General features: G+C 42.3%; 11 protein-coding genes. 6 read left to right on the forward strand and 5 right to left on the reverse strand.

The genetic code is table 11. The features are described 5' to 3' along the window. Positions 1-156 precede the first annotated feature (156 nt). Complete coding sequence (locus ABXS85_RS08420) at positions 157-618, forward strand: regulatory protein RecX (protein ID WP_353669577.1); 462 nt, start codon at positions 157-159, stop codon at positions 616-618. 3 nt (positions 619-621) lie between these two features. Here ABXS85_RS08420 and ABXS85_RS08425 read toward each other — a convergent pair whose 3' ends face one another. From ABXS85_RS08425 to ABXS85_RS08435, 3 genes are all read right to left on the reverse strand, one after another. Next, positions 622-2,214, reverse strand: a complete 1,593-nt coding sequence (locus ABXS85_RS08425; RefSeq protein ID WP_353669578.1) for a hypothetical protein — start codon at positions 2,212-2,214, stop codon at positions 622-624. Positions 2,215-2,390: 176 nt separating this feature from the next. Further along, positions 2,391-3,443, reverse strand: coding sequence for a recombinase RecA (gene recA, locus ABXS85_RS08430; RefSeq protein WP_353669579.1), 1,053 nt, complete (start codon positions 3,441-3,443; stop codon positions 2,391-2,393). Positions 3,444-3,542: 99 nt separating this feature from the next. Next, a complete protein-coding gene (locus ABXS85_RS08435) occupies positions 3,543-4,040 on the reverse strand; it encodes a nicotinamide-nucleotide amidohydrolase family protein (protein WP_353669580.1) in 498 nt (165 codons plus the stop codon). A 77-nt stretch (positions 4,041-4,117) separates the two neighbouring features. On the opposite strand from ABXS85_RS08435, the gene mutS reads away from it, so the two are divergent. Both mutS and fdxA read left to right on the forward strand, forming a co-directional pair. Beyond that, a complete protein-coding gene (mutS, locus tag ABXS85_RS08440) occupies positions 4,118-6,733 on the forward strand; it encodes a DNA mismatch repair protein MutS (protein WP_353669581.1) in 2,616 nt (871 codons plus the stop codon). Positions 6,734-6,854: 121 nt separating this feature from the next. After that, positions 6,855-7,178, forward strand: coding sequence for a ferredoxin FdxA (gene fdxA, locus ABXS85_RS08445; protein ID WP_353669582.1), 324 nt, complete (start codon positions 6,855-6,857; stop codon positions 7,176-7,178). A gap of 617 nt (positions 7,179-7,795) precedes the next feature. On the opposite strand, the gene ABXS85_RS08450 is transcribed toward fdxA, so the two are convergent. Beyond that, a complete protein-coding gene (locus ABXS85_RS08450) occupies positions 7,796-9,016 on the reverse strand; it encodes an HDOD domain-containing protein (RefSeq protein WP_353669583.1) in 1,221 nt (406 codons plus the stop codon). Positions 9,017-9,151: 135 nt separating this feature from the next. On the opposite strand from ABXS85_RS08450, the gene ilvD reads away from it, so the two are divergent. From ilvD to ABXS85_RS08465, 3 genes are all read left to right on the forward strand, one after another. After that, positions 9,152-10,996, forward strand: a complete 1,845-nt coding sequence (gene ilvD, locus ABXS85_RS08455; protein WP_353669584.1) for a dihydroxy-acid dehydratase — start codon at positions 9,152-9,154, stop codon at positions 10,994-10,996. Positions 10,997-11,060: 64 nt separating this feature from the next. Beyond that, entirely contained in the window at positions 11,061-11,903 is an 843-nt protein-coding gene (gene rlmJ, locus ABXS85_RS08460) for a 23S rRNA (adenine(2030)-N(6))-methyltransferase RlmJ (RefSeq protein WP_353669585.1), read from the forward strand. Between the two features lie 24 nt (positions 11,904-11,927). Then, positions 11,928-13,157 (forward strand): diguanylate cyclase, encoded by a 1,230-nt coding sequence (locus tag ABXS85_RS08465; RefSeq protein ID WP_353669586.1) that lies wholly within the window; start codon positions 11,928-11,930, stop codon positions 13,155-13,157. 51 nt (positions 13,158-13,208) lie between these two features. On the opposite strand, the gene ABXS85_RS08470 is transcribed toward ABXS85_RS08465, so the two are convergent. Beyond that, on the reverse strand, positions 13,209-13,628 hold the full coding sequence (locus tag ABXS85_RS08470) for a secondary thiamine-phosphate synthase enzyme YjbQ (protein ID WP_353669587.1): 420 nt from the start codon (positions 13,626-13,628) through the stop codon (positions 13,209-13,211). Between the last annotated feature and the right edge of the window lies 1 nt (position 13,629).

The raw sequence follows: 13,629 nt of genomic DNA on the forward strand, positions 1-13,629 counted from the left end.
TAATCACACATAAAAATTAGTTTTATCATCTTTATTTCTAAAAAAAATTAGACAATAAACCTTAAAATTTGAAATATATTAGCCATTAATTCTTACGAGACATTTTCTAAAACTAGATTACAATGACACAATAAACAAAAAGCCGAAGAAACCATTATGAAAGACCCACAGCTATCCACTTACGATCACGCTTTATTGTTACTTAACCAAAGAGAGCACTCTTGTTCAGAAGTACGGCATAAACTTAAATCTAAAGGTCATTCGGATGAACTTATTACAAAAGTGATCGAAGAGTTGACAACACTAAACTATCTCAATGATGAGCGTTTTGCTGAGGTATACATTAGAAGCAAAGCCAATCGAGGGTTTGGCCCTAATAGACTTTATCAAGAACTCCACCAAAAAGGTCTTGCTGGAGAGGTTATCAAATCCGCCCTAAACTCAGCCGAAATTGACTGGTTTGAAGCTGCTCGCGAACTCAAACTCAGTAAATTTGGTTCTTCACCAGCTGAGGACTTTAAACAGAAATCAAAACAAATGCGCCATCTCCAATATAAAGGCTTCAATTACGAGCAAATCCAATATGCTTTATCGAGCACACTAGATAATAACGACTGAACACTAAACCTTATCTTCTCCAGCCATAATGGCATTGAGATATTTTTCCTCCATTTCCACATACTTCATCTGTACCGCATCAACCTTACGGTCTAAATCATCCACTTTTTTACGCAGTTTAGTGTATTCTTCTGTCTGTGATTGCCCATCATACAACTGACTCGTCAAGCGCTTGCGCTCTACTTCTAGTTCATCATTAATTTCACGAAGATTCTCTAGTTCTTCTAACTCTTTTTCTAATAATAAATCGCTGTCTTGTGAATCTGGACTTAACAAGTTATCTGGGTGTTCCAATTTCTGCTCAAGACTTTCTCGTAGCACTCTGGCTTTCTCTAAGTCTCGCTCCAACACCTCAACGTATAATTCTGACTCACTTACCATTTCCCGAAGCTCTTTTATCTTACCTGCTTGCTTGGTGGCAAAGGCATCTGATGACTCTGTCAATCCTCCTTGGGATAACAAGTCTTCCATATTACTCATGGTATTCAACTCTTCATTAACGACACTGTAAAAATCGCTGCCTTTTAATTCTCCACTATCAGCAAGTTCAGCCGACTTTTTCGCTAAAGCTTCATCTTTTTTCGCGAGATCAATGTTTAGGTTATGCTTAATACTTTGAAGATTTTCAAGTTTGGCTTCCAAACGCTTAATAACACGACCACTTTCCAACAAGGATTTTTCTAAGCGAGCCATAGCAATATCATACTCACCGATATGACCTTCAACGTCACTGCCTTTCATAACTCGCATTTGCGCTTTTAAATCTTCAATGATGATTTTTTGATTTGCTGCAAGCTGTTTAAGATCGGCTACCTTATCATCCATTTCCGTACCAACAGAATCTAAGAAACCTGAATCATCTACGCTACCAATAAAATCTTCCAAGGCAGTAAGGTATTCAGGTGTAGCATTTGTTTGCTTCATTTTATCCAAATGGCGTTTCAGTCGCTCTGCCAGCTCAAACATACTGGCTATTTCAGCCCGTAAAAGACCCAAAGACTCATCCAGTTCCGCCTCTTTCGCTAACTGAGCTTGCAACTTATCCAACTGAGCATTTAAATCCTCCGTCACGTTGACCTGACTAAATACCTTATCACCAGTACGCTGTAATATTTTATTAAGCTCGCGCAAGACCGATTGATTAACCTTGAGAGATTTCAATAACGCGTCAATTTCCTGAGCTTTATCAATTTTATCGAGAATTTTCTTAAATGCCTGCAACAACCCCATCACATTATGGTTATCAATACCTTGTTCAAGGATTTGTATTTCCACATCGATAAAGATAGACCAGCAAGCAAGCGATGCTCTGCCTTGGAAATCCTCTTTAGACAATTCCTGTAATAACTGAGCACAAATGGTTTTTTGCTGACGCAGTAATGCCAGCCATTTCTCACTGTCTGATTCTTGTTGAGTAACTGCACCTTGAGCATCCGCATTATCACCAGAACCATCAGAACCATCGTTTGCATCTGCATCAACATCAGCATCACCCTTCAATTCCTTTTTAAGTGACAAATAACGCAATACCAACACGATCAAACTAATGGCAAATACGCCACAGGCTGCAATTAACCCCCACTGCCATATCAACATAGTCTATTCGTCCTATCCTTTCGTCCATAAAACCCAACAATAATACTATTAACAATAATAGAAGCTTCTCTCCCAAGACTCCATCAAACCTACATTTCTTAACCCATCTACAGCAAAAAACAAAAAAGCAGGCCTTTGGCCTGCTTTCGTTTAACGGGTAATCAAAATGATACTGATTAAAAGTCCAACTGTTCAGTTTCTTCAGCCTCGGCTGAAGTATCCGCTTTAGAGTTCTTCGGCAATAAAGCTTCACGTATTTTAGCTTCAATCTCTTCCGCCACTTCGGAGTTCTCACTCAGAAACTGCGCCGCATTCGCTTTACCTTGACCTATTTTATTACCACCATAGGCATACCAAGCACCCGATTTATCGATTAGACCTTGCTTAACACCCAGATCAATCACTTCACCCATCCGGTAAATGCCCGCACCGTACATGATTTGAAACTCAGTTTGTTTGAATGGCGGGGAAATCTTATTTTTCACCACTTTAACACGGGTTTCGTTACCGATAACTTCGTCACCTTGTTTCACCGAACCAATGCGGCGAATATCAAGGCGAACTGAAGAATAAAACTTAAGTGCGTTACCACCTGTTGTAGTTTCAGGGGAACCAAACATAACGCCAATCTTCATACGAATTTGGTTGATAAACACCACTAAGCAATTTGCGTTCTTGATAGAACCAGTTAACTTACGCATCGCTTGTGATAACAAGCGCGCTTGAACACCAACAGATGAACTGCCCATTTCGCCTTCGATTTCAGACTTAGGCACTAAAGCCGCAACGGAGTCGACAATGACCACATCAACACTGTTTGAACGCACCAACATGTCCACGATTTCTAATGCTTGCTCACCTGTATCAGGCTGAGAAATCAATAACTCTTCAAGATTAACGCCCAACTTCTCTGCATAAGAAGGGTCCAATGCATGTTCAGCATCAATAAAAGCACAGGTTTTACCTTGCTTTTGCGCCTCAGCAATAACACTAAGAGTCAAGGTGGTTTTACCTGAAGATTCGGGCCCGTAGATCTCACAAATTCGTCCGTAAGGCAGACCACCTGCACCCAACGCGATATCAAGTCCCAAAGAACCAGTGGAAACCGTCTCAATATCCAGTTTTGTGCCTTCTCCCATCTTCATGATGGCACCTTTACCAAACTGACGCTCAATCTGAGACAGCGCAGCGTCTAGCGCTTTTTTCTTGTTATCCGCAATAGATGACATAGTGGAATCCTTAAAACTTAGTGTTCAACTTCAATGTTGCTAACTCTAGCGCTTTTTTTCGTTAACCTCAAGAAAATACTGTATAAAAAAACAGTGATTTTATTTACTCTTTGTTAGACAAGTTTTCACCCCCTGCAAAGCCTCTAAAACCGTAGCTTCACGAATAGCTTTGCGATCTCCATGAAACTGGAATCGCTTTACTTGCACCTCTCTATCCGCTAGTTGCCATCCTATATAGACACATCCCACTGGCTTTTCAGGCGTGCCGCCATTAGGTCCGGCAACTCCACTCACCGCAACCGCGACATCACCACCCAATAACAGTGCACCTGCACACATTTGTTTAACCGTTTGCTCTGACACGGCACCATATTGCGCTAAGGTTTCAGCATTAACCGATAAGCCCTGTTGCTTGGCTTCATTGGCGTAACTGATCACACCACCATAAAACCAAACAGAGCTACCAGAAATTTCAGTGCAGGTTGCCCCAATTAACCCACCTGTGCAGGATTCTGCTGTCACTAACTGCCAATTTTTCTCACTTAATAGCTCGCCAACTTGTTGAGCCAATTGCAACATTTCTTGCTCATGTTTCATTGCCTATCCCTTAAAACTGATCCGAATATCCCGTAGAATAACCTTCAATTTTTTTGATCACAATTGAGCAGTTTTACATGAGCAAGTCCGCAGCCGACAGTCATACTCCTATGATGCGCCAATACTTTGGCCTCAAGTCACAACATCCAAATCAGCTGTTGTTTTACCGCATGGGAGATTTTTACGAACTTTTCTATGATGACGCCAAACGTGCTGCACAGTTATTAGACATCACCCTCACTGCTCGCGGACACTCTGGCGGTCAACCCATTCCTATGGCAGGCATTCCCTTCCATGCTGCGGAGAACTACATTGCCCGCTTAGTACGCATGGGAGAATCTGTAGTAGTAGCAGAACAAACGGGTGATCCTGCCACTAGCAAGGGTCCAGTCGAACGACAGATTGCGCGTATCGTCACGCCTGGCACCATTAGTGATGAAGCTTTTCTTGAAGAGAAAAGAGAAAACTTGTTACTGTCGATTGCCCATCAATCTCGTAAAGGATTAGACATTTTTGGCTTTTCCTATTTAGACATGGCCAGTGGCCGTTTTTGTTTGTTTGAAGTAGACGGCTACGAAACATTAAGTAATGAATTGCAACGTTTGTCACCGCGAGAAATTCTAATTTCGGAAGACTTCCCTGCGCGCCATGCACTGCAAATGGAAAAAGGTGTTGCCGAACTTGGCCCCTGGCACTTTGATTACGAATCCAGTTATCGCCAACTGATTCAACAATTTAATACCAAAGATCTGTCCGGTTTTGGTTGTGAAGCCTTAACATCGGCCATTGCCTCAGCTGGCGCTCTTTTACAATACGCTAAAGACACCCAAAGATCTGCTTTACCGCACATTCAAGCCATTATGGTGGAGCACAAAGACGACTCGGTTTTGATCGACGCAGCAACTCGTCGCAATTTAGAGATTGATGTCAACTTAACCGGCGGCAGCAACAACACCTTAATACAAGTATTAGATCAATGTGCTACCCCAATGGGCAGTCGTTTATTAAAACGATGGTTACATACACCTGTGCGTGACATTGATGAAATTCAAGCTCGACAAGCAGCCATAGCAGAACTCAACACCAATTATCTTTATCAAACACTTCAACCTTCTCTCAAACAAGTCGGTGATTTAGAGCGTATTTTATCACGAGTTGCTTTACGCTCTGCTCGCCCAAGAGATTTATTACGCCTAAGATTTGCGCTAGAAGCCATCCCACAGCTACGCCAAGAAATGCAAGGCATTATTTGTTCACGTCTTGAGCAATTAAACAAACGTATCAATGAACAACCTGAACTAACTGCCACCCTCAGTAAAGCCTTAGTTGAAAATCCACCATCTGTTGTTAGAGACGGTGGTATTTTTGCTAAAGGATACGACGCCGAGCTAGACGAATTACTGTCTCTATCTACCAATGCTACCGACTTCTTAGCAGAAATGGAGCGCAGTGAAAAAGAACGTACTGGTATCAGCTCACTCAAGGTCGGATTCAATAGAGTTCATGGTTATTACATTGAAATCAGTCGCCTACACTCTGAACAAGCACCAGTCGAGTACATTCGTCGTCAAACACTGAAAAACGCAGAACGCTTTATCACACCGGAACTAAAAAGTTTTGAAGACAAAGCCCTTAGCGCCAAGTCAAAAGCATTAGCTCGCGAAAAAGAGCTTTACGAAGACTTACTCGATCAGCTCAACGCCAAACTCGGTGAATTACAAACCAGCAGTCAGGCTATTGCTCAACTGGATGTATTAAATAACTTTGCAGAACGCGCTGATCAACTTAACCTAACTCAACCAGAACTTCACCAAGGCCGAGGAATTGATATCAAAGCAGGTCGACATCCTGTCGTTGAATCCGTCATTTCAGAACCTTTTGTACCCAATGACTTGAGTCTTAATGACGAGCGCTCACTGTTAATGATCACAGGTCCAAACATGGGTGGTAAATCCACCTACATGCGTCAAATTGCTTTGATTAGTCTATTAGCTCACACTGGATGTTTTGTACCAGCAGAGTCCGCTAAAATCGCAATCCTTGATCGTATTTTTACGCGAATGGGATCATCTGATGATCTGGCAGGTGGACGCTCTACCTTCATGGTGGAAATGACAGAAACCGCTAATATTCTCAACAATGCAACCGAGAAAAGCTTGGTACTTATGGATGAGGTAGGACGCGGAACCAGTACATTTGACGGCTTATCTCTCGCATGGGCAGCGGTAGAACATTTGGCACAAGAGTTAAAATGCTATGTGTTGTTTGCTACTCACTATTTTGAGCTGACAGGCTTAGCGGAACAGTTAACCAATGCCGCTAACGTTCATCTCACCGCCACAGAATACGAAGATGAAATCGTCTTTCTCCACAAAGTGCATGATGGCCCAGCCAGCCAATCTTATGGTCTACAAGTTGCCCAACTGGCCGGTGTTCCAAAGAGTGTTATTCAAGAGGCGAAAATCAAATTAGCGGAACTTGAGGCAGTAACTGGCATTGAAGCCGACTCTAGCTCGACAAAAACTCAACCAATACCCACAAAAGCTTCCACTGTTTATTCACCGCAGCAGCCTGATTTGTTCGCACATGCGGAGCAAAATGAGTTAAAAGAAGCACTTGCTAAATTGGATTTAGACAATATGACGCCGATTGAAGCCTTGAATCGACTTTATAAACTAAAATCAGAGCTATAAAAGCGGCATAAGCTAATGACAGATAAATTTAGAGAATATTTACCTCAAACTTGCCGCAAGATAGTCTATACCACTAAAATAGTGCGCAATTATTACCAAGAAGATTGTAAGGAGAAATCGAATGGCTTTCATCGTTACTGATAACTGCATTCGCTGTAAATACACAGATTGCGTAGAAGTATGCCCAGTAGATTGCTTCTATGAAGGACCAAATTTTTTAGCCATCAACCCTGATGAATGTATCGACTGTGCTCTTTGTGAGCCAGAATGTCCTGCTAACGCCATTTTTTCTGAAGATGAATTGCCAGAGGATCAGGAGGTTTTTGTTGAACTAAATAAAGATCTTTCTATGATCTGGCCTAATATTACTGAGAAAAAAGACGCGCTAAGTGATGCCACAGAATGGGACGGCGTTGAAGATAAACTAGAACATTTGGAAAGATAAGCCTGATGTCTAGAAATGAAAAAGCGACTAAAAGAGTCGCTTTTTTTAATGTCCTGATTTTTACATCCTGTATAGCCAAATCCTTCTTAGCTAACTATCGTCCTATGACCCATCCGTAACTGTCATTACTTCCTGTAAACAATCCCTTTCCATTACTACCGACATCCTATCAGTGTCCTGTCCGTAAAAAAGACAGCCTAAGCTGCCCTTTTTATGCCTAATTCCATTTAAGCATCTCATCCATTGAGTTAAACATCCTGTTGGTTTCATCCTGAAAACCAAACATCCTTGCTACATGGACATCATCCTAGACCATGCTTTTCCCAAAGAGTCATCCATTTCTCTGAACATCCCTGTTCATTCCTCAACACCTTCCATTGGCATTGTGCACTTCACTGTGCTTTTCATCCTTGAAACCGCTTGGATGACTTAAATTTAACAGCTTTTTACACAATTACAAAATATTACAAAATCCAATAAAATGAAAAATATCCTTATATTTCATATAGATAGATAATTTGAAGGAAATATATGACATTACATTACATAACAAAAAGAAAATGACTACAGGTATGTAGGATTATGACTACAAAAACCACAAAAGTATTAGGGAGATACTAAATTTGACTTAAGAATTCATCAGCCCATTTAAGAGATGCCAAATAAGTATTTTTTAAATCGTCAAAGTTTTGCTCATCAATAATGGCGTGTTGATTTGAGTACTTCTCCACTAAATCCAAAGTTTCACCAACCCGCCCCACACGATGGACAATGGCATTGATGAACTCATTGGGCAATGGTAATTCCCCCAACACTTTTTCTAACGGCATGCCAGTACATACATCCATCATGGAAAGCATGGCAGCTAAAAAATACTTATCTTGATTATCATATTGACGATGAAGTGCAAACAATTCTGCATGTTTCGCGCGAACCAAAATTTGCTCTAATAATGCATGTTGTTCACCAACCATTTCTGACATCAGCAAAAGATTCGTCAAACTTTTTAAGTTTTCTACACCAATGAGCATGATGGCAAGACGAACCGAATCCACAGAGACCACCAAACCAGTCATGGGGGAATTTAAATAACGCAGCAGCTTATGAACCAGACCAGCATCTTGACTAACAATTCTTTCAATATCATCAATATTAAGATTATTGGCATCTAATAATGAGGACATCAACCTCAATAAAGTCATGCTGTTTACCTTGCTTGAACGCGCCGTCATCAATTCCGGTTTCTCAAAAAAATAGCCTTGAAAATATTCCACGCCAAGCAAACGACAAAATTGATAGTCCTCCCAAGTCTCAACTTTCTCCGCAATCAACTCCACATTAAATCCACGCAGAGCTTCGACTTGCTGATGGAAGCCATCTTGACCCAGAGTCAAAATATCAAGTTTCACAAAGTCAGCCAATTCAACAAAGGGTGTTAATTTGCTTTCAAAAACAAAGTCATCCAAAGCCAAACAACAGCCGGCTTTTTTCCAACGTCTTAAGGAAGCCAATAAATTGGCATCAAAACCCGCACTTTCAAGTACTTCAACCACAACATTTTCACCATGAGTGGGAATACCGTTTGCGCTAAGTAGATAGGATCTTGGGAAGTTAATGAAAGCTTTGTTTGTTCCAACTAAGTTCTCCATACCAAGTTCAAACAAACTAGCAGAGACCACCTGAGCTGTCGCACCAACATCATCCATTACATCGGCACGATGCGCATGAGCACTTTCGCGATACAGTAGCTCATACCCCATCACCGCCAAATGAGCATCGACAATAGGCTGTCTTGCTACTGCCACATCGGAGTGAATGTAAGTTTCCTGCTCTGCCATAGATATTCCATCACTATCAAAAATAACCCGTAAACTCACAGTGTCTCAATATTGTCGCAAAATTGCCATTGGGTGAAGACAATATTCTTGGTAAGATGTGCGGCTATAATTAAGAAAAATCCTGTGGGGAAAATAATGCCAGTCTACCGTTCCAAAACCACCACCTCTGGCCGAAATATGGCCGGAGCTCGCGCTTTGTGGCGCGCAACAGGTATGAAAGACGACGATTTCCAAAAGCCTATCATAGCCGTTGCTAACTCATTTACACAATTTGTTCCTGGTCATGTTCACCTTAAGGATCTTGGTCAACTGGTTTGCCGTGAAATCGAAGAAGCAGGCGGCGTTGCCAAAGAGTTCAACACGATTGCGGTAGATGACGGTATTGCTATGGGTCATGACGGTATGCTTTATAGCTTACCATCTCGCGATTTAATTGCCGATTCTGTAGAGTACATGGTTAACGCTCACTGTGCTGATGCGCTGGTGTGTATTTCAAACTGTGACAAGATCACCCCAGGAATGCTCATGGCTGCCATGCGCTTGAACATTCCCGTTATCTTCGTATCTGGCGGCCCAATGGAAGCAGGTAAAACCAAACTATCTGAGCATAAACTGGATTTAGTGGATGCAATGGTTATCGCTGCGGATTCCTCAGCGTCAGATGAAAAAGTGGCTGAATATGAACGCTCGGCTTGCCCAACTTGTGGTTCTTGCTCGGGTATGTTTACCGCCAATTCAATGAACTGTCTAACAGAAGCCCTAGGTCTAAGCTTGCCGGGCAATGGTACTACCTTGGCAACACATTCTGATCGTCATCGTCTCTTCGTTGAAGCGGGACGTCGCATTGTGGAAATTACTAAGCGTTATTACGAAGACGAAGAATTGCATTGGGCACCACGTGCTATTGCCAGTTTTGAAGCCTTCGAAAACGCCATGACATTAGACATTGCTATGGGCGGTTCTACCAATACTATCCTGCATTTACTGGCAATTGCTCGTGAAGCCGGAGTGGACTTCACTATGGAAGACATTGATCGTTTATCGCGTCGAGTCCCACAATTATGTAAAGTGGCGCCAAACTCTCCACTGTATCATATTGAAGACGTACACAGAGCGGGTGGTATTTTTGCCTTGTTAGGTGAAATTGATCGAGCTGGCATTTTGCATAATCAATGTCATACCGTTCACTCTAAAACCATGGCAGAAGCCCTAGAAAAATGGGATATCATGCGAGCTCCAACACCTGAAGTGGTGGAATTTTTCAAAGCAGGCCCAGCAGGTATTCCAACGCAAACCGCTTTTAGTCAATCCACTCGTTGGCCAACCCTTGACGGTGATCGTGAAAATGGCTGTATTCGTTCCATTGAAAACGCTTTCTCACTAGAAGGTGGTCTTGCTGTACTTTATGGCAACATTGCACTAGATGGTTGTGTAGTAAAAAGTGCTGGTGTTGACGAATCTTGTTTGGTATTCGAAGGCCCTGCACACATAACCGAATCTCAAGATGAAGCGGTCAGCAATATCCTTGACGATAAGGTCAAAGCGGGTGAAGTGGTCATCGTTCGTTACGAAGGCCCTAAAGGTGGTCCTGGCATGCAAGAAATGCTCTATCCTACCTCTTACATTAAATCAAAGGGTCTGGGCAAAGCTTGTGCCTTGCTGACCGATGGTCGCTTCTCTGGCGGTACATCTGGTTTATCTATAGGGCATGTCTCACCCGAAGCCGCGGCAGGTGGAGCCATAGGTTTGGTTGAGAATGGCGATATCATTCGCATCGACATCCCAAATCGTACCATAAACGTGGTATTGAGCGATGAGGAGTTAGCAACACGTCGCGCAGCCATGGAAGCCAAGGGGGCAGCGGCTTGGAAACCTGAGCAAGAGCGCCCTCGTAAAGTATCACCAGCACTAAAAGTCTATGCGCACTTTGCTACCAGTGCCGATAAAGGTGCGGTAAGAGACTTGAGTCAACTCGACTAATTGTTCGTCGATGCTTTTAAGGCCGCTAAAGACAGCGGCCTTTTTTAATTAATTAGGAAACAAAATGCTGAGTTATCGCCATATATACCACGCAGGTAATCACGCTGATATTCTGAAACACGTTACAGTGAGCCAGATTTGTCGTCATTTTATAAAAAAAGAGACGCCTTTCTTTTACTTGGACACTCACGCGGGTATCGGCCAATACGAGCTGACCTCTGATCAGGCACAAAAGAATAAAGAATTTCATTCTGGTATCAGCCGTTTACTTCAGCAAGAACAACTACCTAATGCCGTTGAAGGGCTAATGGACATAGTTAGAGATATGAATGATGCTAATAATTTAGCATGGTATCCAGGTAGCCCTAAGGTCGTAGATTATTACACCCGTCAAAAAGACAAGTTACACCTGTGCGAGTTGCATCCGAATGACTTTCCTCTTCTAGCAGCCTTGTTTCCCCATAAACGAAAAGCTAACGTGGTAAAAGAGAATGGTTTTGCAGCCGTTAAAGCCATGCTACCACCACCGCAAAAGCGCGGTTTTGTATTAATGGATCCACCTTATGAAGTCAAAAAAGATTACGACTATGTGGTTCAAGCATTAACAGAAGGTCATAAACGCTTTCCACAAGGCACTTACGCCATCTGGTATCCTGTCTTGACTCGCCAACAAGTCGATAAGCTTCTAAAATCAGTAAAGGCGACAGAGATTCGGAATGTGTTATTGTTGGAACTCTGTGTACGTGATTCAGAAAAACAACGCGGTATGTCCGGCAGTGGAATGATCATTGTTAATCCACCTTGGACTCTAGAAAAAGACGCTGAGGAATTTTTACCCTTTTTAAAAAATGTCTTAGCAGAAGACAATGCTGCCGCCTTCCAAATCACTTGGATCACCCCAGAATAAACCGTTTTGTATAGGGAGAGTCCCATGACCACAGCTTTTGAACAAGCCTTCAAACACATGCCTACCCCAGCTTTTATTCTAGAAAGTCAGACTGGGGAGCTAATCTCGTACAATCAAAATTTTCAAACTTTCTTTGAAAACTGGAATGCCACACCTCCGGATTCTTGGATGTCGCTAAGTGAAGAAGCACAATCCAAGCAAGACTGGCAGCAGCTATGCGACAAAATAAAAATAGGTAGCATTGAGCGTTGTGAAACCTTAATACGTGTTGGTAACAAGCTGGTTAATACCCAACTGGATATGCAAAACTTAGGGGATACAATTCTGGCCTGTGTTTACCATACAGACCACATGGACTTAACTGCAGCGGAAAATACCTTATTAAAGTTTGCTTTAACAGAGTCATCTGCTGGGTTATGGATTTGGGAAACCGAATCGGACTTAGTATCATGCTCTAAATCAATCGCGAATCTTTTAAAGTGCAAAGTAGAAGACACCCCAAAGTCGACGGCAGAGTGGCATAAACTGGTACACCCAGACGATGTGAAACAACTGGCAGCGGTCGTCGACGAACATGTAGCATTAAATCAAGATTACTACGAAGCAGAATATCGTATTTTAACCGGTAATCAAGACTATTTATGGGTCAAAGAACGCGGTCGAACTTATACTAAAACAGCTAACAACAAAACCAAAAAAGTCATAGGATTTGTGGTCGATATTAGCCATCAAAAAGCCTTAGAAGAACACCTTCGAAATCAAGCCACATTTGATGAGCTTACCGGTTTATTAACACGTAGCGCAGCGCTCACCCATTTTAAAAAACAACTTGGATTGGCGAAACGTCAGTACACACCTCTTACCATGGCTAAAATCCATTTGGATGCCCATAATCGTCTTAGTGAATTGACTATGGAAGCGCGTAATATTGCCATTCAAACATCGGCACGTTACATCTATAAAAAAATTCGAGAGGCAGACGTATTAGCTCGTGTTGAAGCAAACAAATTGCTATTGCTGCTGCCCAATACCAGTGTGAAAGATGCCAACACACTATTAACTAGTATCATCAATCCAAAAGCTGATGAAGAAGCCATTTTGGCTGCAGGAAATTCCAGCCCAGCCGATTTCTGTATCGGTATTGCCGCCTTCCCTGAAGATGGTGAGAGCATTGAAGAACTGGCCCTCAGCGCTAATCAAGCGGTGGAACAGGGTCAACAAAAACACACCCAAATCATTGTTAATGAATCATAAAAAAAAGCGCCACTTAGGCGCTTTTTGAACCATACCTATAAACTTAGTGACTCATTCCCCTTGCAGGGTCAACAAAATTCTGCGTGGCCCGCCGTGATCTCTGTGTTCACCCAGATAAATTCCCTGCCAAGTACCAAGCCGCAATTGTTGGTTGGTGACAGGAATGGTCAGACTGGAACCCAGCATACTGGCTTTAATGTGTGCCGGCATATCATCACTGCCTTCGTAAACATGCTCATAATAAGGTTGATCTTCTGGCACCATATGAGAAAAATGTTTTTCCATGTCTCGCCTTACCGAAGGATCCGCGTTTTCATTTATGGTTAAAGACGCCGAAGTATGCAACAACTGAATATGCAGCAAGCCTACTTTAACCTTCGACAAGCTGAACAAGGCTTCCTCAACCTGCTGAGTAATAAGATGAAAACCACGCGAAAAACGCGGCAATTGAAGTTCAACTTGCTGCCACATA

The sequence above is a fragment of the Marinomonas sp. THO17 genome, assembly GCF_040436405.1.
GTDB lineage: Bacteria > Pseudomonadota > Gammaproteobacteria > Pseudomonadales > Marinomonadaceae > Marinomonas.